Here is a 23,919-nt window from a genome sequence, read left to right on the forward strand (position 1 = left end):
TCTCCTCAGGCTATTCTGGCCTGACCGGCGATGGTCAACAGTTTAGTAAAGCGCAGTCGTCCATCAAACGGCGGCTGGCTGTACTCTTCGGGATCGCGCTCCGTATCAAACTGCGGATCGTAGCCCTGACTTAAATACAGCCGGACGGCCTCCGGCTGGCGAAATCCTGTGGTCAGATAAATCCGGCTGTAGCCCGCGAGTAGCGCCCTACGCTCCAGCTCCTGCACTACGCGCGCCGCCAGCCCCTGCTGTCGCAGGCTACTTTTCGTCCAGATACGCTTAATCTCGGCGGTATCTTTGTCGTAAGGTTTGTAGGCCCCGGTGGCGATGATCTCACCGTTACGTTCCAGTACTACGAATAGCCCCTGCGGCGCCAGATACCATTCGGTCAGTTCCACCTCTGCGTCGCGAGAAAAATAATCGCCATAGCGGGCGGCATATTCACCAAACAGACCGTTCAAAATGGGTTGCAGCTCGCTGGCTTCAGGTGAGACCACGCGAAATTGATCGCTCACGATAACCTCCTTAGTCGCCTAACCCGGCTGGGTTGATCTCAGATTGCGGAATGCGTTCCACCCCTTCCCCCCAACGGTTCAGTACCTTGTCGTAGTCGCCGTTGCCAATCACGCCGTTGAGGGCGGTTTGCACAGGCAGAACCAAACCGCTGTCCTTTTTCAGCGTCACGGCGATATGTGCCGCTTTTGGCCAACCGCCATCAACGCTACCCACCAATTGTGTTTTACCGTTGAGCGCGGCTTTCCACGCGCCAATAACGTTAGGACCGAAGTAGGCATCAGCGCGACCTGACTGCAGGGCCAGAGTCTGGGCGGCATCGTCTTTGGTATACACTGGCGTAAACGGCTGTAACCCTTTCTTCACGTTTTCATCGTTCCAGGCCAGCAGGATGGCTTCCTGGTTCGTCCCCGAACCGACGATAATGCGCAGACCGGCGATATCTTCCGCCTGCTCGATTTTCTTCAGCTTGCTGCCGGTTTTGACATAAAAGCCCAGGGAGTCCTTACGATAGGTCGCGAAATCGAATTTCTCTTTGCGCGCTTTTGTGACGGTAATATTGCTGATCGCGGCATCATATTTGCCGGAGGTGACGCCCAGCGGCCAGTCTTCCCATGATGTGGGCACAACGTTGAGTTCCAGCCCCAGACTGTCTGCCACCAGACGGGCAATGTCCGCCTCGCTGCCGATCAGTGTTTTATTGTCATCGGCAAACACAGTCAGCGGCGGCTGACTGAGCCCGGCAATCGCCACGGTGAATTTGCCCGGTACGGCCAGGTGCAGGTTCGCAGGTAATTGCGCAATCGCCTGCGGATTTTTTGCCGTATTAATCGGCGTTTTATTGGCTTCCAGGCTTACGCCCGTGCCGTTAATAGTCACGTCATTTGCCCAGACGGTCGCGCTGAAAGCCAGCGACAGCGCGAGGAACACTGATTTTTTCTGCATAGCGCTTTTCTCTTATTGTGTGAATTGATTTGCAGGTGTCGCTAATCCCAGGCTTGCACGCAGGGTCGTACCGGGATATTCATGGCGGAACAGGCCACGAGCCTGAAGCACGGGGATAACCTGTTCGACAAAACGTGGGAAGGTATCCGGCGTTCCTCCCTGAATGATAAAACCGTCAGCCGCTTTCTCGTCGAACCACTGTTGAAGGCCGTCGGCTACCTGCTGCGGCGTGCCGCTAAAACGCGGACGCGGGCTGGCGGCTTCCAGGGCAACCTGACGTAGCGTTAACCCCCGTTCGCGCGCATTACGCTTGATCTCATCGGTCGTGCTGCGAAAGCTATTTTGTCCGAGGGAACCCAGATCCGGGAACGGTGCGTCCAGCGGATATTGGGCAAAATCATGATGTTCGAAGTAGCGGCCAAGGTAGTTCAGTGCGTCAGTAATGGAAACCAGCGCAGCGGTAGTCTGATACTGCTGCTCTACGTCCTCTGCACTGTCGCCAACAATGATGCTGACGCCCTGGAATATATGCAGTTGTTCGGAACCGCGCCCGGTGGTTGCTAATTGGCTTTTTACATCCTGATAGAACGCTTTAGCCTCCGCCAGCGACGCCTGATGAGTAAAAATGGCATCAGCATGCTGCGCCGCTAATTTCTTGCCATCGGATGAAGCCCCAGCCTGAAATATAATTGGACGGCCTTGTGGTGTTCGCCCGATATTTAACGGCCCGGCAACCTGAAAATAATCCCCATGATGGTTAAGCGTATGCAATTTTTGCGGATTAAAAAATTCTCCGCTTGCCTTATTACGGGTAAAAGCATCATCTTCCCAGGAATCCCACAGTCCTTTCACTACCTGTAAATATTCATCGGCAATACGATAACGCTGGGCATGCTCTGGATGCTGGGCGCGGGAATAGTTTTTTGCCGACCCTTCCAGAGGCGACGTCACCACGTTCCATCCGGCACGGCCCTGGCTGAGATGGTCGAGGCTGGCAAACTGCCGGGCGGTGGTAAAGGGCTCGCTGTATGACGTGGAGACGGTGCCAACCAGTCCCAGATTGCGGGTGATGCTGGCCAGCGCAGATAATACCGTCAGCGGCTCAAAGCGATTTAAAAAATGTGGAATTGATTTTTCATTAATATACAGACCATCGGCGACAAAAATAAAATCCAACTTCCCTTTTTCCGCAATAAGCGCTGTTTCTTTAACAAAGTCAAAATTAATACTGGCATCGGCCTGCGCCGCCGGATGACGCCATGCAGACATATTTCCCGATGCGCCATGCAGAATAGTGCCGAGCCGTAGTTGCCGATTTTCAGCCATAATAACCCCTACCCAACAGGTAAAATTAAATGTGTGCAAATGCCGTCTTTGCTAAATGAGCAAAGTAGTGCGCGGCGGGTTCTATTAAACGTTCATCCGGATTAAATCCCGGATGATGTAATCCGTATTCGCTGGCGCTACCAATACTGACGAACGCTCCAGGCGTATTTTGCAGGTAGACGGCAAAATCCTCCCCGCCCATATGCAGGTCGGCATAGTGGGTAGCGTAGCCTGATTGTTTCGCCACGGCGGTGGCGATATCCGCCCAACGATCATCGTTCACCAGCGCGGTCGGTCCCGCATGCCAGATAACATCAATTTGTGCGCCAAAAGCGTGGGCAAATCCGGCGGCGATGTCATTTACCCGGGCTTTGACCTGCTGCTGCACCTCAATGCGATGCGTTCTGAGCGTCCCTTCCAGCTCTACGGACTCTGGCAGCACGTTCCATGTGTTTCCTCCCTGAATACGGGTCACGCTGAGCACCACTGAATCCAGGGTGTTAACGTCGCGACTGGCAACGCTTTGCAATACTGTTACCAGTTGGCTGGCGAGCAGGATGGCGTCTTTGCCTTCATGCGGACGCGCCGCATGTGCGCCTTTGCCATTGATACGTAACACAAAGCGATCAACATTGGCATAGAATGCACCGCCGCGCGTGGCGAACTCCCCTACCGGCAAACCCGGTTCATTGTGCATGCCAAAAATAGCCGCGACGTTTTGCAGTGCACCGGCGCGAATCAGTGTTTTGGCGCCGCCAAAACTCTCTTCCGCGGGCTGAAACAAAATACGTACTCGCCCCGGTAAGTCTGCTTCCTGCTGCTTAAGCAGCAGCGCGGCGCCAAGCATGACGCTGGTGTGAATATCGTGCCCGCAGGCGTGCATCACCCCCGGCGTGAGTGAGCGAAACGGAACATCGGCGCTTTCTTCTATCGGCAAGGCATCAATGTCCGCCCGCAAGGCGATGATCTCTTCTCCCTGACCAATTTCCGCGACCAGACCGGTTTTCAGGTTGAATGGCAGAATCTGGACATCAGCACTGCGCAACCAGTCGCGAATACGCGCCGTCGTCGCCACTTCCTGCAGGGAAAGTTCCGGGTGTTGATGCAATTCACGACGCCAGTTGATAAGCGTTGTCGCCAGTGTCATCAGACCACCTCCACGGCGTTATGGGCTTGTGCCAACAACCGTAGCGACGTCAGACGCGCGTGCCCCTCTGCCACTGGCGTGTCGATAATGAACTCATTAATGCCAAATTGCGTATGCAGGGCATTCAGTTTTGCCAACACGTCGTGGGCAGTACCGTGTAACAAGGCCTGTTCACGACGCGCGATTTTGCGGGGCGGACTGCCAGCCTGCGCAGCGAATGCCAGCGCTTGCTCTTCGCTGGCAACCGTGATGCGTTGGCCATTTTCGAGTTCCACGCCCCAGATCTGCACGTTTTCCGCAAGCTGCGCGGCGGTGTCGTTACTGTCAGCCACAATCACCTGGACGGCGACTATCGTCGGGCGTGTGCTGTGGGTCTGCCAGAAGGACAAAACGTCACGCAATAACGCTCTGTCACCGTTGAGGTGTGCCGCGAAGATGAAATTCCAGTCGGATTGCGCTGCCAGCTGAGCGCTTTGTACACTGGCTCCCAGCACAAACCCTTCTGGCGGTCGCGGTGGGATTGGCGTCGGGAAAACCGTTTCCCCGCTTTCCGTGCCGTTCAGCGCCAGCCAACCGTTAAGCTGAGAAAGTTGGTCAGCAAAACTGCCTTTTTCATCCTGATGAAGTCCCAGCTGTAACGCCTGAGTCGACAGGGGTAAGCCGCCAGGCGCTTTTCCGACGCCAAGATCGACACGTCCGGGGGCCAACGATGCCAAAAGATTAAAGTTTTCCGCCACTTTGTACGGGCTGTAATGCTGCAGCATCACGCCGCCGGAACCGACGCGGATACGCTGGGTTTGCCCAAGGATCCAGGCGATCACCAGCTCCGGCGACGGGCTGGCCAGCTGTGGTGTATTATGGTGTTCCGCGATCCAGAAACGATGGTATCCCCACTCTTCTGCCAGTTGCGCCAGACGCAAGGTCCGGGCAAGCGCCATCACGGCAGTTTCTCCTTCCCCAACGGGGCTTTTATCCAGAATACTCAGGCGATATGACATGTTACAGGCCCATATTTGTTAACATGTCTTTATTATTAAATTATCAAATAACCATAATGAAACACTTAATTCACATTTGCTCAGCAAAAAAGTAGATAACCAGCCCTGTTGCTGTCAGGGATAAGATTCGGCTTATCTCTCACGGGCGAAACACGCCGCAAAAACAGCCTGCACGTATTACCTACAAAATATAATAGGGTTGTTGTTACTACCGTAATACCCTCCTTATCCTTTCTGCCAGTGTGCTTTTTATGGGGATTTTTTTAGCGTGATTTACATTAAGTCAGATTAAATAGCTTGCCACGTTATATATTTGTATTAGATGTTTCACTTTCATGACAATTAACAACTTTTATACGTTGGGATTTTTATTATAACTACTTCCACCGAAATCATGATTAGTAGAGAATACAGCGTTTCTTATTAAAATGGTTTAAACAGTTTTTAATATCCCCTGGCTTTATTGCGGGGATTTTTTATGGCTTATACATACCACCTGGGGCCTCTATGAAAAGTAACATGCCTGTTACACAAATTGAGTACGCACTTAACGATAAAGCGACGCTGCTTTCGACAACAGATAAAGAAAGTCATATTACCTACGCCAACTCTGCTTTTATTGACGCCAGCGGATTCAGCGAACACCAGTTAATGGGCGAGCCGCATAATATTATTCGCCACCCTGATATGCCCTCTGCCGCTTTCGCCGATATGTGGTACACGCTACAGCAGGGGGACAGTTGGACGGGAATGGTGAAAAACCGGCGGCAGAATGGCGATCATTACTGGGTGCGGGCCAACGTGACGCCGGTCTGGCACAATGAAAAACTCACTGGTTACATCTCGGTACGCACTGTTCCTTCGCGCGATGAAATAACCCAAAGTGAAAACTTATATCAAAAAATAAATAGTCAGCAGCTTAAAGGCTTTCGTCTGTTTAAAGGTATTATCATTCGTCGCGGCATAATGGCATGGGTTTCAATGTTTAAATGGCTGAGTATTAGCCAGCGCGTCAATTATAGTTTAGGGGTAACTGCCCTGCTGGCGTTGTTATTTATCTTATCCCCTGTGAATTCTATTATTCAGGCGGGTGGGCTGTTGATGCTGTTTCTGGCACTGGCTATTTACCTTAAGTATCAAATTTGTCAGCCAGTTAATACGATACTGACGCAAATGAAGAAAGTGGTGTCTGGTCGTAAAGCCGATAACTGTCATTTAAACAGGGTCGATGAAATAGGAATGTTGATGCGTCTGGTTAATCAATCCGGGCTTAATCTGAATTCACTGGTCGATGACGTCAGTACGCAAATATCCGGTATTCGCGCCATCAGTCAGCGGGTATCAAAAGAAGGTACTGCGTTGCACAAGCGTTCAGAAGAAACCTCCGCTGACCTGCAACAAACGGCTGCCGCCATCGAAGAAATTGGCAGTGCGGTACAGCAAACCGCTGAAACGGCGGCGCAGACCATGACCATGGCAGATAAAACCAGCGCCAACGCGGCAGCAGGCGGCGATATCATGAAACAAACCATTGCCATGATGCAGGCAATCTCGCGTGATAACGGACAGATAGTCGACATCATTGGCGTTATCGATAGCATTGCCTTTCAGACCAATATCCTGGCGCTCAATGCCGCGGTTGAGGCCGCGCGAGCCGGAGAATCCGGGCGCGGCTTCGCCGTTGTCGCAGCAGAAGTTCGCAATCTGGCGCAGCACTCGGCGTCGGCGGCAAAAGAGATCAAACAGTTGATCGAGAAGAACGTCGCCAACGTTAACAGCGGCGTCAAAATGGTGGAGCGAACGGAAACGCATCTCACCGGGATGATTGGTGATGTCCTACAGATGTCGATGATGATCAAAGAGATTAGTCTGGCCACGCGAGAGCAAACCCAGGCGCTGGATCTGATTAACGATTCAATTTCACGCGTGGGCGCCATGACACACAATAACGCCGAAATGGTGGAACGTGTTACTGATGCTACCGCCGATCTGACCCAGCGATCATCACGCTTACAGCAGGCCGTTCAGGTCTTTGGCGTATCAGCATAACGTTACGGCGCTTATCGGGCGAATGTCTTAATAAGCGCACTCCTCTCCCTGGTTAAAACGCCCCTTTATTTTATTGGCTGAATCGAGGCCACACCGCGCCAGTTCCGGCTGCACAAAAATGCTGAATTCTTGTTATCGGGGCTTTGCGCAAGTGAACAATTGAATGTAGGATGCTCGGCCGGCAGTTTTCCCCCGTAACACAATGAAGGGTAACGCTGTTTTCGCCGCAGCAGGTGCGGCAAAAAGGATTTTGTAAATCAGTCAGGTCAACAGGAAACGTAATGAACACACACAACACGCAAGCCGCGGAACAACATGCGGCGAAACGACGCTGGTTGAATGCTCACGAAGAGGGGTATCACAAGGCGATGGGCAATCGACAGGTACAAATGATCGCCATTGGCGGCGCGATTGGTACCGGATTGTTTTTAGGGGCAGGCGCACGGTTGCAGATGGCTGGCCCCGCTTTGGCGCTGGTCTATCTGGTGTGCGGTATTTTTTCGTTCTTTATTCTTCGCGCGCTTGGCGAACTGGTTTTGCACCGCCCTTCCAGCGGTAGCTTTGTCTCCTACGCCCGCGAATTTTTAGGTGAGAAAGCCGCCTATGTGGCGGGCTGGATGTATTTCATCAACTGGGCGATGACCGGTATTGTCGATATCACCGCAGTTGCGCTGTATATGCATTACTGGGGCGCATTTGGCGACGTGCCGCAGTGGGTGTTCGCCCTCGGGGCGCTGGCCATTGTCGGCACCATGAACATGATCGGCGTGAAGTGGTTCGCAGAGATGGAGTTTTGGTTTGCGCTGGTCAAAGTGCTGGCGATTGTGATTTTCCTGGTTGTGGGTACCGTTTTCTTAGGTAGCGGAAAACCGCTGGATGGCAACGCCACGGGTTTTCACCTGATAACCGACAATGGCGGATTTTTCCCGCATGGCCTGCTGCCAGCGCTGGTACTGGTTCAGGGGGTCGTCTTCGCGTTTGCCTCCATCGAACTGGTCGGTACTGCCGCGGGTGAGTGCAAAGATCCGCAAACGATGGTGCCGAAAGCGATCAATAGCGTTATCTGGCGTATCGGTCTGTTTTACGTGGGTTCGGTGGTCCTGCTGGTTCTGCTTCTGCCCTGGAATGCCTACCAGGCGGGGCAAAGCCCGTTTGTCACCTTCTTCTCCAAACTTGGCGTGCCGTATATCGGCAGCATCATGAATATTGTGGTGCTCACCGCGGCGCTTTCCAGTCTGAACTCCGGCCTGTACTGCACCGGGCGTATTTTACGTTCCATGTCGATGGGCGGTTCCGCGCCAAAATTTATGGCTAAAATGAGCCGCCAACAGGTGCCATGGGCCGGGATCCTCGCCACACTGGTCGTGTATGTTGTAGGGGTATTCCTGAACTATCTGGTGCCGTCGCAGGTGTTTGAGATCGTGCTTAATTTCGCCTCGCTGGGCATCATTGCGTCGTGGGGATTTATCATGGTTTGTCAGATGCGTCTGCGCCGGGCGATTAAAGAAGGTAAAACCGCAGACGTCAGTTTTAAACTGCCGGGTGCGCCGTTTACCTCATGGCTCACGTTGCTGTTCCTGCTGAGCGTGCTGGTGCTGATGGCGTTTGATTATCCAAACGGCACTTATACCATCGCATCATTACCGTTAATCGCCATCCTGCTGGTTGCGGGCTGGTTCGGCGTGCGTAAACGCGTAGCGGAAATCCACCGCACCGCGCCGTAAGGATAAAAGGCCTGACAGGTTACCCCTTCAGGCCTTCTTTTTTAGTCTGCTTCAATGAGCTGCGCAACATCGTTGCTATTAATTTCCCGCGCATTCCCATCCTGATCGGTATAGCTGGTCATTCCCGTGTCTTTATCCAGCTTTGGCTTGCCCTGGGTGGTAATCGTTTGTCCGCTTTTGGTCGTCATAACGTAATTGGTTGTGCAACCTGCCAGCGTAAACAGCATGACGCCTGCACAAAGACACATAAATGGCTTTTTCATGGTATTCCCGTGTTATTCAGTTAGCCGTTGAGGGCGTAGTGTAAGTCCCTGAAGTTAGTCAGGCTACTGGCGGGGTGTAACGAGGCGTATCGTGAGGTTTAGAGAAATGACAGGAGGGGTTTCCCCCTCCGGTTAATTACAGCGCAATACGAATCACATCGTCCGGCTGAGTAGCTTCCTGCTCGCGGGTAGATTTCTGTTTCACGCTAACGTACAGCGTTTTACCGTCGGCGGAGAGCGCCAGGCTGTTCGGGAATGTTGGAGTCTCGAACGTTTTGACAACTTTGTAGCTTTTCGCGTCGATCACGCTTACTTTACCGGCCTGACGATGGGTCACATAGGCCTCGTTGCGCGCCGGGTTGAACAGCACGGCCAGGGATTCCGGCGCGGCGACTTTCGCCAGTACATTGCCGTTGCGGGTGTCAATAACCAGCACTTCCGCAGCCTTAGAGTCGGTAACAAATGCGCGGTTACCCGCCGTGTCAAGACTCAGGTTGATAAAGAAGTGCTCTTTTCCATCATCCAACAGCTTTTTACGGCTGAGAATTTTGTTATTGGTGGTATCGATAGTGATAAATTCGCCGTCCGCATTGGCGGTGTACAGGCGTTTAGCCTTGCTGTCGACAGCCAGAGCGGTGCTCATTTTGCCAGTATTTTGGATTGTGTCCTGAAGTTTGATCGTCTCACCGTCCACGACCCAAATTACGCTCTCTTTACCAATACCGCTAATGTAGACCGTGTTGGTCGCATCATCGGCGACCAGCTCACGCGGCTGCAGCGGGCGCACATCTTCAGAACGCTTACGCGCATCCAGCACCAGGCGCCCTTTCACCGCGCCTGTTTTGGCATCCATCGCCGTCACCGCGCTGTTTACCGTATTACCAAACCACAGCGTTTGCGTGGTGTTATTGATGGTGGCGCCAAACGGTTTGAGATCGTTATGGATAACCTGAGTCACTTCGAGCGTCACCGGGTCAAGACGGTAAACCACGCCCCCGGTATCCAGTTTGCGGCTCTGTGAGGTCGCCAGCCACAGCGCGTTCTCTTGCTGGCTGTATGCCATTTCATAGGCACCTTTGCCCACGGCTTTGCGCAGCAATTCTTCCGCAGCCTGTGTCGTAAAAGATGATGCCACGAGCAGTGAACCTAACAGTAAAGAACCACGCAGGCGCGGCGAAAACAGATGACGTAAAGACATGACGACTCCCTTTGATAAATTCGTTTGTTACTGCTTCACATAGCTTCAATGAGCAAAATCATGGTTTTGCCTTTTTAAGAATGAGAATAGTAATCATTATTCATCGCAAAGTGGAGCACTTCTTCACATATTGACTACACTCGTTTTCATTGCCCGAAAAATTACCGCAATTCAGTAGAGTTAAAATTCATCTTTTTTATAAAAAAATTCACATGCTTACCGTCCGTTTTCCGGCGTCAGCATCATAAACTGGCCTTATTCATGACGATTTTTTCAGCCCGCTATACTGTCTTTCCTGTTTCATTACTGCCTGTCTTTCTCTCGACTTTTGCCGCGGCAGACAGTGAGATAAACGAGCAAACGCTGATCGTTAGCGCGACGCCACAATCCGTTTCAGAACTGGATACCCCTGCCGCCGTCAGCGTTGTTGCCGGTGAGGATATGCGTCTGGCAACACCGCGCATTAACCTGTCCGAATCGCTGACCAGCGTCCCTGGGCTACAGGTGCAAAATCGGCAGAACTACGCGCAGGACCTCCAGTTGTCGATTCGTGGTTTTGGTTCACGCACCACGTATGGCATCCGCGGCATTCGTATGTACGTAGACGGAATCCCAGCCACCATGCCGGATGGGCAAGGCCAAACATCCAATATCGATATCAGCAGCGTACAAAATATTGAAGTCCTGCGGGGTCCCTTCTCTGCGCTGTATGGCAATGCTTCCGGCGGTGTGATTAATGTCAGTACTGAAACAGGGCGTGAGCCGCCCACCATTGAAGCCAGCAGCTATTACGGTAGTTTTGGCACCTGGCGATACGGTTTAAAGGCCACCGGAGCGCTGGGCGATGGTACTCAGCCAGGCGATGTGGATTACACCGTTTCAACGACCCGATTTACTACCCATGGGTATCGCGATCACAGCAGCGCGCAAAAAAATCTGGCTAATGCCAAACTGGGCGTACGCATTGATGACGCGAGTAAACTGACGCTGATTTTCAACAGCGTGGATATTAAGGCCGACGATCCCGGAGGCCTGACGAAGTCAGAGTGGGATGCCAATCCGCAGCAATCGCCCCGCGCCGAGCAATTCAATACGCGAAAAACCATCAAGCAGACCCAGGCGGGATTGCGCTATGAACGCCAGCTTAGCGCGCAGGATGATCTCAGCATCATGACCTATGCGGGGGAGCGCGAAACCACCCAGTATCAGTCGATCCCAATGGCCCCACAGTTAAGACCCTCCCATGCCGGAGGCGTTATCACTCTGCAACGTCATTATCAGGGGATAGATAACCGTTGGACTCACCGTGGCGAATTGGGGATCCCGGTAACCTTCACCACCGGCATAAACTATGAAAACATGAGTGAAAACCGTAAAGGCTATAACAACTATCGGCTTGATAATGGTGTGCCTGAGTATGGTCAGAAAGGCGACGTGCGACGCAATGAACGTAACCTGATGTGGAACCTCGATCCCTATCTGCAAACCCAGTGGCAATTGACGGAGAAGCTTTCGCTGGATGCCGGCGTTCGTTACAGTTCCGTGTGGTTTGATTCCAACGATCGCTACATTACGCCGGGTAACGGCGATGACAGCGGGGACGCCAGCTATCACCAATGGCTCCCTGCCGGATCGTTGAAATATGCGATGACGGACGCCTGGAACCTCTATCTGGCTGCGGGGAGAGGATTTGAAACGCCGACAATTAACGAACTCTCCTACCGTTCCGATGGCCAAAGCGGTATGAATTTTGGTTTACAGCCGTCCACAAATGACACCATTGAAATCGGCAGCAAAACGCGCATCGGCGATGGGCTGTTTACCGCGGCCCTGTTCCAGACCAACACGGATGACGAAATCGTCGTTGATAGTAACAATGGCGGTCGTACGACCTATAAAAACGCCGGGAAAACCCGCCGTCAGGGAGGCGAGCTATCCTGGGACCAACGCTTTGCCACAAACTGGCGCGTAAAAGCGGCATGGACCTGGCTGGATGCAACCTATCGCAGCAATGTCTGCGGCGATCAAAACTGCAACGGCAACCGACTGCCCGGCATAGCGCAAAACATGGGATTTGCTTCACTGGGCTACGTGCCTGATGAAGGCTGGTATGCGGGAGCAGATGTGCGTTATATGGGGGACATTATGGCTAATGATGAAAATACGGCGAAAGCCCCGTCATATAGCGTAGTCGGCCTGAATACCGGCTATAAATTTTATTACAGCAACCTTATGATCGACCTGTTTGGCCGGGTGGATAACCTGTTTGATAAGACCTACGTCGGTTCGGTGATTGTGAATGAATCAAATGGCCGATACTACGAACCGGCGCCAGGACGAAACTATGGCGTGGGTATTAATCTGGCCTGGCGTTTTGAATGATACTGGCGGGAATCGCTCCCGCCAGCACTCTTTACGCATCGTCTGCTACGCGAATAACCACCTTGCCGAAGTTTTTACCGGTCAGCAAACCGATAAAGGTCTGCGGCGCATTCTCCAGACCGTCAGTGACCTGCTCACGGTAGTGGATTTTACCCTCTTTAACCCAGCGCCCCATCTCCCGCTGAAACTCATGAATGCGGTGACCATAATCCTGACCAATGATAAAACCCTGCATCCGGATACGCTTTTTCAGTAAGGTTGCCATCAGCAACGGTAATCGGTCAGGGCCGGTCGGAAGCGATGTCGCATTGTAACCGCTGACCAGTCCGCAAAGCGGAATGCGCGCCGAGGTATTGAGTAACGGCAGCACAGCGTCAAATACCTTACCGCCAACGTTCTCGTAGTAAATATCAATCCCCTGCGGACACGCTTTTGCCAGTTGTTGTGCAAAATCGTGCGCATGGTGATCGAGACAAACATCAAAGCCCAGCACTTCGGTGGCATGCCGGCATTTCTCTGCCCCGCCCGCTACACCGATCACCCGACACCCTTTGAGCTTACCAATCTGTCCAACCGTTGCGCCCACCGGGCCAGTTGCAGCGGCAACAACCAGCGTTTCCCCTGCTTTCGGCTGGCCAATGTCCAGCAAGCCCATATAGGCGGTAAATCCCGGCATCCCTAAAACACCCAGCGCCCAGGAGGGATGTTCAGGATTATCGCCAAGCTTCACCAGCCCGTTGCCGTCCGAAATGTCATAGTCCTGCCAGCCACTGTAGCTCAGCACCCATTCGCCAGGCTGGTAATCAGGATGGTTGGAGGACACGACGCGGCTCACAGTGCCGCCGACCATCACACCGCCAATCTCAACGGGAGGCGAGTAAGACGGTTCATCGCTCATGCGCCCACGCATGTAAGGATCGAGAGAAAGGAAAACGGTGCGCAGCAAAACCTGACCTTCTCCCGGCGTTGCGACTTCATCTTCTTCAAGACGGAAGTTATCCGGGATTGGCGCGCCATGTGGGCGGGAAGCCAGTACCCAACGGCGGTTACGATTAGTCTGTTGACCCATGATGTGCTCCTCTGCTTTTAGCATGAATCCATCAATAGTAGCAGCCTGCGCCAGCATTTAGCTCACGACATGGTTTAATCGCACAACCAGATAAACGCAGGTTTGCGTGGTTTCATTGATAAACCGACAGTCATTCGGCGGCCCCAGTTCCAGACAATCGCCCGCTTTCATTTCATGACGCACATCGCCTTCCACAAAGACTAACTCCCCCTGCTGTAGCCAGATAAGCTGTCTGGCCTGCACGTAGGAGGATGCTGGCATTGGGATATCGCTTCCGGCGGGCAATTCGATTTGTACCAGGTCGATGGGGAGATCGCTGCGCGGTGAGACATGGCGTCGCAGATAGTGGCTCTGCGGATCGTGCCAGACGGGCTGGTCAGCGAGGCGCAGCAGCTTGCCCTCCTGCATTTCGGCTCGCGCAATCAGCATCGACATGCTGATGCCAAACGCCCCGGAGAGCCTGCCCAGCAGCGTGGCCGTGGGGCTACTCTCACCACGCTCTATTTTATGGATCATTGCCCGCGACACGCCTGCACGCTCAGCGAGTTCCGTCAGAGACCAGCCGCGAGATTCTCGTTCAAGGCGAATTCTTGCACCGATCCGTTGATTTATGCTGTCTTCAATAGTATTCATATTGTAATACTATAGTGAACAATCCCTGAGGTTCAACATGTCAATTCGATTTGCCAGCAAAGCTGACTGCGCCGCTATTGCTGAAATTTATAACCACGCGGTACTGCATACGGCGGCTATCTGGAACGATCAAACGGTCGATGCCGAAAACCGTATCGCCTGGTTCGAAGCCCGCCAGTTGATGGGCTATCCCGTGCTGGTAAGTGAAGAAAACGGCGTAGTCACTGGATATGCTTCGTTCGGCGACTGGCGTAACTTTGACGGATTTCGTCATACCGTTGAGCATTCGGTGTATGTCCATCCTGATCATCAGGGCAAGGGCCTGGGACGAGCGCTGCTCAGCCGACTGATAGAAGAAGCGCGGGCGTGCGGAAAACATGTAATGGTGGCGGGGATTGAGTCTCAGAATCAGGCGTCGCTGCATCTGCACAGTATGCTGGGATTTAACATCACCGCACAAATGCCGCAGGTTGGCACCAAATTTGGTCGCTGGTTGGATCTGACCTTTATGCAGTTACAGTTAGACGATCGTCGCGATCCGGATGCCGGCAGATGAACCAGACGCTGACCCTCTCCTTTCTGATTGCCGCAGGTATTGGTCTGGTGGTGCAAAATACCTTAATGGTGCGTATCACGCAGACCTCCTCGACGATCCTGATTGCCATGCTGCTGAACTCACTGGTTGGGATTGTACTGTTTGTCAGCATTCTGTGGTTTAAGCAAGGCGCCGCGGGGTTTGGCGAACTAGTCTCCAGCGTGCGCTGGTGGACGCTGATCCCCGGTTTGCTGGGGTCTTTTTTTGTTTTTGCCAGTATCAGCGGCTATCAAAATGTGGGAGCCGCCACCACGATTGCGGTACTGGTCGCCAGCCAGTTAATTGGCGGACTGGTGCTGGATATTGTGCGCAGTCATGGTGTATCACTCCGTGCGCTGGTGGGGCCAGTTTGCGGCGCGGTGCTGCTGGTCGTCGGGGCCTGGCTGGTCGCGAGACGCTCTTTTTAACTGCCGGATGGCGCTTCGCTTATCAGACCTACGGAATTTATCCAGCCTGAACATACAGGCCGGATAACAGTAATAACGAATTAAAGGATTGTGCCGCCTTTGGTCAACTGTTCGCGACGGGCTTCCATATCCTCTTTATGCTGACGACCATGATGTGCGATAGCCGTACGCAAACGCTGTTGCTGGGTGTAGCGATCTTCCCGGCTCAGCGCGGCATCATCGCTGAGTTCAATCAGCAATTCATTCATATGCGTAATGACGCTCTCTTCAATGGCGGCATCAACTCGTGCGCTGACCTCATCCAGATGCGACATAACCTCTCCTTAACTCATTAATTTAATTTTGCTTTTGAAAAATCACTGCCCATCAGGCTGACGCTGTATCCGCTGACGTTGCTACGCGTGGCATAGAACGTTTTGCCATTTGCCAGGGCTATCCACGGAGCCTGCTGGTAGAAAATCTCTTGCGATTGCTGGTACAGCGCGGTGCGTTCTTCAGGTTTGCTCACCAGTTTCGCCTTTTGAACCAGAGAATTATACTCTTTATCGCACCAACGCGCGGCGTTAGATCCGGTTTTAATGCTGTCGCAGCCCAACAGTACATCCGCGAAATTATCCGGATCGCCGTTGTCTGACATCCAGCCGAACAGCGCGGTGTCATGCTCGCCTTTGCGCATTCCGGAGAGATATTCGCCCCACTCGTATGACACTATTTTTGCCTTTACGCCGACTTTTGCCCAATCGCTCTGGATCATCTCGGCAATACGTCGGGAGTTCGGGTTGTATGGACGCTGAACCGGCATTGACCACAGCGTCGCTTCAAATCCGTTTTCCAGCCCAGCCTGTTTCAGCAGATCTTTCGCTTTTTGCGGATCGTAAGCGTAATCTTTTAGATCGTTATTGAACCCCATCATATTCGGTGGAATCGGCGATTTTGCCACCGTACCGGAACCTAAAAAGACGGCGTTAATAATGGCTTTTTTATCGGTCGCGTAGTTCAACGCCTGACGCACCAACACGTTATCAAACGGTTTTTTCTCGGTATTAAACGCCAGATACCCGACGTTCAGCGCTTCAACCGAATGCAGCGTCAAATCTTTATTCTTGTTGATCTCGTCAAACTGGATTGGCGCAGGCGCCGGGATAATCTGGCATTCGTTAGTTTGCAGTTTTGCCAGTCTGGTCTGTACATTTGGAGTGATCGAGAATATCAGGTGCTTCGTCGGGACGGCGCCATCCCAGTAGTTCGGGTTGGCCAGATAACGGATTTGGGAATCCTGTTTGTACTGCTGCAACACATATGGCCCGGTGCCAATCGGCCAGTTATCAACGTTTTCCGGGGTGCCTTTTTTCAGCATCGCGTCAGCGTATTCCGCAGAAAGAATGGAAGCGAAATCCATCCCCCAGTCGGCAAGAAACGCGGCGTTAGGTTCATTCAGCACAAACTGAACGTGATAATCATCCACCTTCTTCACTTCTTTGATCAGTTTATCCAGACCGACATCGTTAAAGTATTCGTAGCTACCCTGAGAAACCTTGTGGTAGGGATGATCGGCATCTTTCTGGCGTAATACCGAGAAAACCACGTCATCGGCGTTGAAGTCGCGGGTGGGTTTAAAGAATTTATTACTGTTGAATTTCACCCCCTGACGCAGGGTAAACGTGTAAGTCTTCCCATCGGGAGAAATTGTCCAGTCCGTTGCCAAAGACGGTATTGGGGTATTCTTTACCGGATCAAAGTTAATGAGTCGGTTGTAGAGCACCTGTGAACTTGCCACAAACGACGGACCGGAACTGGCGATTTGCGGGTTAAATGACTCCGGCGACGCTTCTGAGCAGTAGATGATGGTGTCAGTGCTGGCCGCGAACGCAGCGCCTGAGGGTAAGGCGGCGCTGAGCGCCAGCGCGAGTAACGTTTTCCTTGCAATCATGGTTATAAGCCTTCTTATTTTATTATTAACCGGAATATCAGAGCATAGCTGACAAAAACTGACCAATAACAAATCACTATCAGGTTATTCTAATCCGGTGGTTTTCGCTGAATTATTCATCACCACAAGCGAATTAATTTCCCTTAAGTCTTTTTCAAAACGTCAAGATTTTTCCCGGCACTCTATGCCATGAAAATTCGCCCCTTTTTGCCTCTCTTCTGCCGTTTGCTCGTTTTTATAAACCGTAAAGTAGATGTGTGAAGAAGTCTAAGGGGTAACAACGTGGCAAAAACTCTCTTGCGCAGCGGCAATTTGGATGACTATCAGGCCGTGGGTGGCGGTGGTCAGGCCGTGTTTGATTCAGCACTGCAAATTCGTGAAACGCTTCGCTTGCGTAAACAGCAGGCGATGGTGGATTGTCTGGCGATCCCACAAATTAACGACAACGGCGATCGGGTTGACTGGTATTCTCCGGTTGAAGGAAAAGTCGTTGCGTGGAAAGCCGCTGATGAAGAGGCACGTTTTCGTGCGCTGCGCTATCTGGGGAGCACGCTGGAAAATGCGGCGGCCCTGAGCCGTAAAAGCCTGCAATCGGGGAAAACCGCCCTCCAACTGTTTGGTTCATTGCTCGAAAAAGCCATCCAGTTTCCTGGCGAGAATCACGTGTTTCTGGTTGATGGTAAACCCGTTATTACGTTCTGGGGCTTCGTCAATCTGAATGAAAATCCCCGCGACGATGTGCTCGATTGCCTGCGCCTTGCCGATATACCACCGGTTGTCACTGTGACAGAGCCTGACCCGGAAGAAGAGACTTCACCTGCAATCACCTTCACTGAGGCCGATGCCCCTTTACTGACGCCGGTCATTGAACCGCCAAAATCGGTTGAACCTGAACCACAACCGCTGGCCATGATCAACGAACCGGAAGTCACACCGCCACCGGTACAGGTGAAGCCCGCACGTCGCCTGCCGCTGTGGAGTCTACCCGTTGCCGCCGTAATTATCGCTGCCATTGTCGGACCGTTGCTGTGGAAACAACAAGCCGTTATCCCTACCCCCTCAGTTGCCCCCATTGCAGTGGCTAAAGCAGACATGACGCCGTTGCCCGAACTGACCTCCGCACTACCTTTGCATCGGGCTGAAGTCATTCCGGTAGCGAAAAAAGAGAAACCTGACGCAGGACCGGTAGTGATTGCCGCTATTCCCAAAGATGCGCTGGTCATGGATGCCAGCCAGATGAAGGCAGGAACGACGCGTTTCCTCAACGGTAACTGGCGCGTCATGGTCGACGTGAAAGATCCGGTCAGCGGCAAAGCGCCGTCGCTACGTTATCAGATCCAGACGAATAAAGGCACTGCACGCGTCGTTCATGGCGACAATATTGTTTGTCGTGCCGAGATTTTCTCTGGTTTGCATCAGACTGGCGAATTAATGATTAAGAGTCGCGGCAATGCCCGTTGCACGGACGGATCACGTTATCCGATGCCTGAAATTACCTGCAAAGCGGGAACCAATGACGTCGCCACCTGCACCGCACGATATGACGATCACGCGGAAATCCCTCTGACGATCAAAAAGATAGGTGCCTGATTTTATGTTGGTGAATCTGTGTGACTACAAACAAAGCGTGACGCTCATTGCCAATAGCGGTGTGCAATTTCTGGATTTTGGCCTGACGCCGCAGGAATCTGCGCATCATGGCCGCTTTGTGCGCAAAACGGCCAACGGTCCCCTGCTACGGCTGGACTTCGATCTGACAACGGGACGCTATACCTTGCCGGGCAGCACCGGCGGTCAGCCCGAAGTGGTGAAGCCGGAAAGCACCCAGACGCTGCATTATTCTCTGGATGTGCTCGACGGCGTCTGGCTACCGCTGCCGTTCCTACGCTTTAATCCGCCGCGTACGTTTGTTGACGGCCCGGATAACTGGGCGCGTGTACAGGTGCGAAAACTGGCGCAACCAGACAGCGCGGGCAACACTCACCGCGTTACCCTGGCGCTGGACAGCCAGCTCACTGAAAATGCCCCGGCAGCGTTAACCCCCAACGAAAATGACCTGCTTAACGGTACGCGATTTGCACTGGCCTGGCATGATAACGAAATTGCCGATTTCCTCGACCAGACCTGGATTGACGGCTGGCTGCGCGAATCCTTTATGCATCATGTCACGCAGCATGAGAATCGCTCAGAACATGAGATCCAGCAGGCGCTGCGTAATTTTGAATATCAGGCGCACTGGTTAAATTTGTTAACCCTGTTAGGTGAACAGCTTTCTATTCCGGAAGTCAAGCTGGTCACACATACGCTCAGCACACCGGCGATTCCCGTCGATCTGATCCTGGACATTGGTAATACCCATACCTGCGGCGTCCTGATTGAGGATCACGGCGATGCCAATGATGGACTGCGCCAGACCGCTGAATTACAGGTGCGGTCATTAAGCGAGCCGCAGTTTCTTAACGATCCACTATTCACCAGCCGACTGGAGTTTTCCGAAGCGCGGTTCGGTAAACAGCACTTTTCCGTTGAGAGCGGTCGTGATGACGCCTTTATCTGGCCGTCGATTGTTCGCGTGGGCGATGAAGCCCGAAAGCTGGCGATGCAACGTATGGGTACGGAAGGCAGCAGCGGGATCTCCAGCCCGCGCCGTTATCTGTGGGATGAAACGCCGGTGCTGCATGACTGGCGCTTTAGCCAGATGAATGGCAAAACCCAGCGCGAACCGCTGGCTACCGCCTTCCCGCTGATGAATCTCATGAATGATGACGGACAACCGCTGTTCAGCCTGCCGCAGGATGACCGTCTGCCGGTGTTCTCACCGCAATACAGCCGCAGCACGTTGATGACGCATATGCTGTGTGAGATCCTGGCTCAGGCGCTGGGTCAAATTAACAGCGTGGCGACGCGTTTGCGCCTTGGTTTCCCGGCCTCTCCTCGCCAGTTGCGCACATTGATCCTGACCCTACCCTCAGCGATGCCAAAACAGGAGCGCGAGATTTTCCGCCTGCGTATGTTTGAAGCCATTGCACTGGTCTGGAAAGCAATGGGCTGGCACCCGCAGGATGAAGACTTCACCACCCGTAAGCAGCAGGAAAAGAGCGTGGTTCCCGTCCCTGAGATCCAGATGGAGTGGGATGAAGCCAGCTGCGGTCAGTTGGTGTGGCTGTATAACGAGGCGATTTCCCACTACGATGGTCACACGGAATCGTTTTTTAATGCCCTTGCCCGCCCGGACCGTCTGCCGGAACCTGGTGAGATAAAAGGCCGTGCGCTGCGCGTGGCATCCATCGATATTGGCGGTGGGACCACGGATATGGCCGTCGTCCATTACCAACTTGATGACGGCGTTGGCGCGAACGTCAAGATCACCCCGCATTTGCTGTTTCGCGAAGGCTTTAAGGTTGCGGGCGATGACATGCTGCTGGACGTGATTCAGCGTTGCGTACTACCTGCCCTGCAAACCCGCTTGCAGCAGGCTGGTGTGACCGACGCCGCCGCATTACTGGCTACGCTGTTTGGCGATTCCGGGCGCATCGATACTCAGGCGATCCTGCGTCAGCAAACGGCATTACAACTCTTTATGCCGCTCGGTCATGCGGTGCTCTCCGCCTGGGAACAAAGCGATATTAACGATCCGGTAGCCGGACTGCATGCCACCTTTGGCGAGCTGCTCAGCCAGCAACCCACGCGTAACGTGATGAACTATATCCAACAGGCTATCGATCATGCGTTGCCGTCTGGTTCACCAGCGTTTGATGTTTTGAGCGTGCCGTTACAGGTGCAGTTCAGGCAGTTACAAGAAGCGTTACTGGCGGGGCAATTTACCCTGACCTCGCCGCTGCACGCGGTTTGTGAGGCTATTTCACATTATCGTTGCGATATTTTATTAGTGACCGGCAGACCCGCTTGTTTACCGGGCGTACAGGCGTTGATCCGCCATCTTCAACCCGTTCCGGTTAATCGTATGATCTGGATGGATAACTATCGGGTGCACGAGTGGTATCCGTTCAGTCAGCAAGGGCGGATTGGCAACCCCAAATCCACCGCAGCAGTCGGTGCAATGCTATGCAGCCTGGCGCTGGATCTGCGTTTACCGCGCTTCAATTTTAAAGCTGCCGATATCGGCGCTTACTCGACCGTACGTTATCTTGGCGTGCTGGATAATACGGTCAACACGCTACGCGATGAGAACATCTGGTATCACGATATCGATCTGGATAAACCCGGCGCGAAGCTGGATACTCGTTTGCACTTCCCGCTGCGCGGCAATGTAACGTTAGGCTTCCGCCAATTGGCAAACAGCCGCTGGCCTGCCACGCCGCTGTATACGCTGAGCATAAATTCTGCCGAACTGGCAAAAAGTATCGCCGGAGATGGCGTGTTAAATGTACGGCTGCAGTTACGCGGCGGCAGCAAAGAGAGCGGCCCGGAATGCTTCGTACTCAGCGATGCCTGGTTACAGGATGGCACCCCCGTTGCCGCCAATGCCTTAACGTTAAAATTGAATACGCTGGCGGATCGTCGCCATAGCGGTAGCCATTACTGGATTGATAGCGGGAGCGTGTACCTGAAATGAGTAAGATGTTAAACACTGCGCAGGCCGCCATCGAGTGGGTGACAGAGACCCGCCAGCGTTCGGTACGTCTTGATGATGAGGCGGATGCCCTGCTGACACAACTTACGTTAGCCGCGGTTAATGAATCTGCGCTGACAGCGACCTTTTCAGCACGAGGCTGTGTTGGGTTATATGGGCACTCACAGTCAGCGAAAGCGCATCTGCTCGCGGCATTGTGCAGCAATGCCAATGGCAAAGTGAACATCGTGACCCCGGATCGCAGTTTTGATTATTTTTCGCATATTAATCCGGGGCATGCACCGACCAATATGGCGATTCGCTTTACGCGTGAAGATAATCCGCTCAATAGCGAATGGCCGCTGCGCTTACGCTTACTCAGTGAAGCCGAACTGGTACAGCTGTTTATCACACAGTTCTGTGCGCCCCCGGACAACCGCCAGGTTGAGAAATCGATTATTGAGGCGCGCCTGGAAAAATGGCAAACCCTGCGTCAGCGTCATCCGGTGCAAGGCATCACGGCTCAGGATGTCGCGGCAATCGGTCGTTTCTGGCGCTCCTGCGTACCGGCTAATCAGCAGCAAATTGACGATGCGCTATGGCATCAGTTTGCTACGCTTCTCCCCGCACTGGATCTGACGACCCGGGCAAACGCCTGGGCATTATTGTGGGGAGAACAACCAGAGCTAACGCAGCAGTGGCTGGCGCTGGCGCATACGCTGCAACAAACCGGGAACGCGCAAGAACTGGCGGCTCCGCTGAGCCTGCTGGTTGACCATTTTGGTTTACCTGCTGAGAGTTTTCTCACTCAGGTGGCATTGCACGGGAGTGAGGCGCAAAGTGATGTGGTTGTTCATCCAATTGAAAACCATCAGTTGCTCAATGCGGTCAGTCTCTCACAGGCATCACTAGCGCTGTTGACGCGCGAGCTGATCCTGACGGTGGAAGATGCTGTGCTGGAGAATGTCGATCTGCTCGATATCCCTCTCGCCCCGGATGCTCATCCCCATCCGCTGTGGCAAGCAAAATTAGGCTGGATGCTGGAGCATTATCGCCAGCAACTGCAACCGGATATGCTCTTAATCTGCAATGCGGTATCTACCCGCGCCCAGACGCCAGCCATTACCCGCAAGCTGCTGGGCTGGGTCAACGATACGCAACCCGTACATGACGCCGCATTACCGGGCGTAGTCTGGGCCATCACCCCACAGGATGCGCGTTTTAGCACCCAGCAAAACCTGGATGAGTCCGTGCAGCAATTAATGGGCAAACCGGGACTGCACTGGGGTACGCTGCAGGCGCTGGATAACCACAGCTTACAACGCCTTGTCGAATGGCTGACTCAGGCGACTTCACCACAACAGCGTCAGGCCAGGCTGACCTCTCTGCGCGAACAGCACCAACAGCGCATCCGCGAAACGCTGATGAGTTGGATTAATACCCGCGATGATGAGTCAGGTAGCAGCGAGTCGGTGATCCGCCAGTTACAATCCCAGGCGGCAAAACATGGCGAGCTACTGGAGGGGTTACTGCCGCCAATGCGCCTCTTTGAATCGCTGCTGCGTGTTCATCAGCCGCGCGAGGAACAGGTGAACGGGCTATTTAATGAAGAGATCGACCTGTTTGCTGAAGTGCGTGACATACCGCACTCGCCGGAGAGCAAAGAAACTGGTTATCTGGCACACAAAATGTGGGTTAATCACGTACGTCAGTGGTGTCGCGATGAAAATAATGCGCGCCGTTTAGGCCTCGATCCTCGTACGCTAAGGCAGGTGGCTGACATTCTTGTGACCACCAGTTATCGCCTGGAGATGCCGCAACGCTTACAGCGCATGATGCAGCGCGAAAACGTCTGTGCGGCGCAGCTACATGCCGATATTGGGGATTTTATTACCTGGCTTGGATTTAGCAACGTTGCTGAGGAACAGCGCCCTGCCAGCAGGATACAAAAAGGCGCGGCTATTTTTAGCGCGCCAAAGCAACAACCGATGTCGCGCCTGGCCAAACTGGAAGAACAGCCCTCGCACGGCGCAAGCCGCTATGTTTACGACTGGCTGGTTGCTTTGTACACCCGCGCGAATGAGAACGTGGGATATCAGCACCCACAGGATGTTACTGAAGTCGACAAAAAACGTTTAGATGCCCTGCTTTCCGTCTGAAACGGCCT

General features: G+C 53.2%; 19 protein-coding genes. 8 read left to right on the top strand and 11 right to left on the bottom strand.

The window, feature by feature from the left end:
- Positions 1-5: 5 nt before the first annotated feature.
- Genes OGV69_RS13720 through OGV69_RS13735 form a run of 5 tightly spaced genes read right to left on the bottom strand, consistent with a single transcriptional unit; the run spans position 6 to position 4,929 of the window.
- A complete protein-coding gene (locus OGV69_RS13720; protein WP_069324921.1) occupies positions 6-515 on the bottom strand; it encodes a GNAT family N-acetyltransferase in 510 nt (169 codons plus the stop codon).
- 10 nt (positions 516-525) lie between these two features.
- On the bottom strand, positions 526-1,458 hold the full coding sequence (locus tag OGV69_RS25340) for an ABC transporter substrate-binding protein (RefSeq protein WP_006684496.1): 933 nt from the start codon (positions 1,456-1,458) through the stop codon (positions 526-528).
- A gap of 12 nt (positions 1,459-1,470) precedes the next feature.
- The gene (locus tag OGV69_RS25345; RefSeq protein WP_069324922.1) at positions 1,471-2,784 is read right to left on the bottom strand and encodes an LLM class flavin-dependent oxidoreductase; all 1,314 of its coding nucleotides are present in this window, start codon (positions 2,782-2,784) and stop codon (positions 1,471-1,473) included.
- 25 nt (positions 2,785-2,809) lie between these two features.
- Entirely contained in the window at positions 2,810-3,931 is a 1,122-nt protein-coding gene (locus tag OGV69_RS13730) for an amidohydrolase (RefSeq protein WP_038640686.1), read from the bottom strand.
- Positions 3,931-4,929 (bottom strand): MsnO8 family LLM class oxidoreductase, encoded by a 999-nt coding sequence (locus OGV69_RS13735; RefSeq protein WP_069324923.1) that lies wholly within the window; start codon positions 4,927-4,929, stop codon positions 3,931-3,933. Before OGV69_RS13735 ends, OGV69_RS13730 begins: the two co-directional genes overlap by 1 nt.
- A 507-nt stretch (positions 4,930-5,436) precedes the next feature.
- On the opposite strand from OGV69_RS13735, the gene OGV69_RS13740 reads away from it, so the two are divergent.
- Together OGV69_RS13740 and ansP are read left to right on the top strand one after the other, a co-directional pair.
- Positions 5,437-6,978 (top strand): methyl-accepting chemotaxis protein, encoded by a 1,542-nt coding sequence (locus OGV69_RS13740; protein WP_227409091.1) that lies wholly within the window; start codon positions 5,437-5,439, stop codon positions 6,976-6,978.
- Between the two features lie 281 nt (positions 6,979-7,259).
- Positions 7,260-8,702 carry an L-asparagine permease gene (gene ansP, locus OGV69_RS13745; RefSeq protein WP_038640693.1) on the top strand — a complete coding sequence of 481 codons (1,443 nt, stop codon included), beginning with the start codon at positions 7,260-7,262 and terminating at the stop codon, positions 8,700-8,702.
- Between the two features lie 41 nt (positions 8,703-8,743).
- Here ansP and OGV69_RS13750 read toward each other — a convergent pair whose 3' ends face one another.
- Both OGV69_RS13750 and yncE read right to left on the bottom strand, forming a co-directional pair.
- Positions 8,744-8,965 carry a YgdI/YgdR family lipoprotein gene (locus OGV69_RS13750; protein ID WP_038640695.1) on the bottom strand — a complete coding sequence of 74 codons (222 nt, stop codon included), beginning with the start codon at positions 8,963-8,965 and terminating at the stop codon, positions 8,744-8,746.
- A 136-nt stretch (positions 8,966-9,101) separates the two neighbouring features.
- Positions 9,102-10,163 (bottom strand): 7-bladed beta-propeller protein YncE, encoded by a 1,062-nt coding sequence (gene yncE / locus OGV69_RS13755; protein WP_038640696.1) that lies wholly within the window; start codon positions 10,161-10,163, stop codon positions 9,102-9,104.
- A gap of 261 nt (positions 10,164-10,424) precedes the next feature.
- Between yncE and pqqU the strand changes: the two genes are divergently transcribed.
- Positions 10,425-12,545, top strand: a complete 2,121-nt coding sequence (gene pqqU, locus OGV69_RS13760) for a TonB-dependent receptor PqqU (protein ID WP_069324926.1) — start codon at positions 10,425-10,427, stop codon at positions 12,543-12,545.
- Positions 12,546-12,576: 31 nt separating this feature from the next.
- Here pqqU and curA read toward each other — a convergent pair whose 3' ends face one another.
- A complete protein-coding gene (gene curA, locus OGV69_RS13765) occupies positions 12,577-13,614 on the bottom strand; it encodes an NADPH-dependent curcumin/dihydrocurcumin reductase (RefSeq protein ID WP_204563528.1) in 1,038 nt (345 codons plus the stop codon).
- 57 nt (positions 13,615-13,671) lie between these two features.
- Positions 13,672-14,247 (bottom strand): helix-turn-helix domain-containing protein, encoded by a 576-nt coding sequence (locus OGV69_RS13770; RefSeq protein ID WP_038640700.1) that lies wholly within the window; start codon positions 14,245-14,247, stop codon positions 13,672-13,674.
- Between the two features lie 37 nt (positions 14,248-14,284).
- Between OGV69_RS13770 and OGV69_RS13775 the strand changes: the two genes are divergently transcribed.
- Both OGV69_RS13775 and OGV69_RS13780 read left to right on the top strand, forming a co-directional pair.
- Positions 14,285-14,803: a GNAT family N-acetyltransferase gene (locus OGV69_RS13775; RefSeq protein ID WP_069324927.1), complete on the top strand. Its 519-nt coding sequence runs from the start codon at positions 14,285-14,287 to the stop codon at positions 14,801-14,803.
- Complete coding sequence (locus OGV69_RS13780; RefSeq protein ID WP_038640705.1) at positions 14,800-15,249, top strand: DMT family transporter; 450 nt, start codon at positions 14,800-14,802, stop codon at positions 15,247-15,249. The genes OGV69_RS13775 and OGV69_RS13780 overlap by 4 nt, the downstream gene beginning before the upstream one ends.
- A gap of 80 nt (positions 15,250-15,329) precedes the next feature.
- Here OGV69_RS13780 and OGV69_RS13785 read toward each other — a convergent pair whose 3' ends face one another.
- Both OGV69_RS13785 and OGV69_RS13790 read right to left on the bottom strand, forming a co-directional pair.
- Positions 15,330-15,563: a YdcY family protein gene (locus OGV69_RS13785; protein ID WP_038640708.1), complete on the bottom strand. Its 234-nt coding sequence runs from the start codon at positions 15,561-15,563 to the stop codon at positions 15,330-15,332.
- 17 nt (positions 15,564-15,580) lie between these two features.
- Positions 15,581-17,179 carry an ABC transporter substrate-binding protein gene (locus tag OGV69_RS13790; protein WP_069324928.1) on the bottom strand — a complete coding sequence of 533 codons (1,599 nt, stop codon included), beginning with the start codon at positions 17,177-17,179 and terminating at the stop codon, positions 15,581-15,583.
- A 282-nt stretch (positions 17,180-17,461) separates the two neighbouring features.
- Between OGV69_RS13790 and OGV69_RS13795 the strand changes: the two genes are divergently transcribed.
- Genes OGV69_RS13795 through OGV69_RS13805 form a run of 3 tightly spaced genes read left to right on the top strand, consistent with a single transcriptional unit; the run spans position 17,462 to position 23,911 of the window.
- Positions 17,462-18,769, top strand: coding sequence for an SrfA family protein (locus OGV69_RS13795; RefSeq protein WP_069324929.1), 1,308 nt, complete (start codon positions 17,462-17,464; stop codon positions 18,767-18,769).
- Positions 18,770-18,773: 4 nt separating this feature from the next.
- A complete protein-coding gene (locus OGV69_RS13800) occupies positions 18,774-21,755 on the top strand; it encodes a virulence factor SrfB (protein WP_110498826.1) in 2,982 nt (993 codons plus the stop codon).
- Complete coding sequence (locus OGV69_RS13805; RefSeq protein WP_286469294.1) at positions 21,752-23,911, top strand: virulence factor SrfC family protein; 2,160 nt, start codon at positions 21,752-21,754, stop codon at positions 23,909-23,911. Before OGV69_RS13800 ends, OGV69_RS13805 begins: the two co-directional genes overlap by 4 nt.
- Positions 23,912-23,919 lie beyond the last annotated feature (8 nt).

This window comes from Citrobacter sp. Cc139 (genome assembly GCF_030334645.1).
In the GTDB taxonomy this organism is placed as follows: Bacteria; Pseudomonadota; Gammaproteobacteria; order Enterobacterales; family Enterobacteriaceae; genus Citrobacter; species Citrobacter werkmanii.

Excerpts from the sequence above, each read along its gene's own strand:
- OGV69_RS25340 (WP_006684496.1), bottom strand. The coding sequence starts at position 1,458 with ATGCAGAAAAAATCAGTGTTCCTCGCGCTGTCGCTGGCTTTCAGCGCG.
- OGV69_RS25345 (WP_069324922.1), bottom strand. The coding sequence starts at position 2,784 with ATGGCTGAAAATCGGCAACTACGGCTCGGCACTATTCTGCATGGCGCA.
- OGV69_RS13730 (WP_038640686.1), bottom strand. The coding sequence starts at position 3,931 with ATGACACTGGCGACAACGCTTATCAACTGGCGTCGTGAATTGCATCAA.
- OGV69_RS13735 (WP_069324923.1), bottom strand. The coding sequence starts at position 4,929 with ATGTCATATCGCCTGAGTATTCTGGATAAAAGCCCCGTTGGGGAAGGA.
- OGV69_RS13740 (WP_227409091.1), top strand. The coding sequence starts at position 5,437 with ATGAAAAGTAACATGCCTGTTACACAAATTGAGTACGCACTTAACGAT.
- ansP (WP_038640693.1), top strand. The coding sequence starts at position 7,260 with ATGAACACACACAACACGCAAGCCGCGGAACAACATGCGGCGAAACGA.
- OGV69_RS13750 (WP_038640695.1), bottom strand. The coding sequence starts at position 8,965 with ATGAAAAAGCCATTTATGTGTCTTTGTGCAGGCGTCATGCTGTTTACG.
- yncE (WP_038640696.1), bottom strand. The coding sequence starts at position 10,163 with ATGTCTTTACGTCATCTGTTTTCGCCGCGCCTGCGTGGTTCTTTACTG.
- pqqU (WP_069324926.1), top strand. The coding sequence starts at position 10,425 with ATGACGATTTTTTCAGCCCGCTATACTGTCTTTCCTGTTTCATTACTG.
- curA (WP_204563528.1), bottom strand. The coding sequence starts at position 13,614 with ATGGGTCAACAGACTAATCGTAACCGCCGTTGGGTACTGGCTTCCCGC.
- OGV69_RS13770 (WP_038640700.1), bottom strand. The coding sequence starts at position 14,247 with ATGAATACTATTGAAGACAGCATAAATCAACGGATCGGTGCAAGAATT.
- OGV69_RS13775 (WP_069324927.1), top strand. The coding sequence starts at position 14,285 with ATGTCAATTCGATTTGCCAGCAAAGCTGACTGCGCCGCTATTGCTGAA.
- OGV69_RS13780 (WP_038640705.1), top strand. The coding sequence starts at position 14,800 with ATGAACCAGACGCTGACCCTCTCCTTTCTGATTGCCGCAGGTATTGGT.
- OGV69_RS13785 (WP_038640708.1), bottom strand. The coding sequence starts at position 15,563 with ATGTCGCATCTGGATGAGGTCAGCGCACGAGTTGATGCCGCCATTGAA.
- OGV69_RS13790 (WP_069324928.1), bottom strand. The coding sequence starts at position 17,179 with ATGATTGCAAGGAAAACGTTACTCGCGCTGGCGCTCAGCGCCGCCTTA.
- OGV69_RS13800 (WP_110498826.1), top strand. The coding sequence starts at position 18,774 with ATGTTGGTGAATCTGTGTGACTACAAACAAAGCGTGACGCTCATTGCC.
- OGV69_RS13805 (WP_286469294.1), top strand. The coding sequence starts at position 21,752 with ATGAGTAAGATGTTAAACACTGCGCAGGCCGCCATCGAGTGGGTGACA.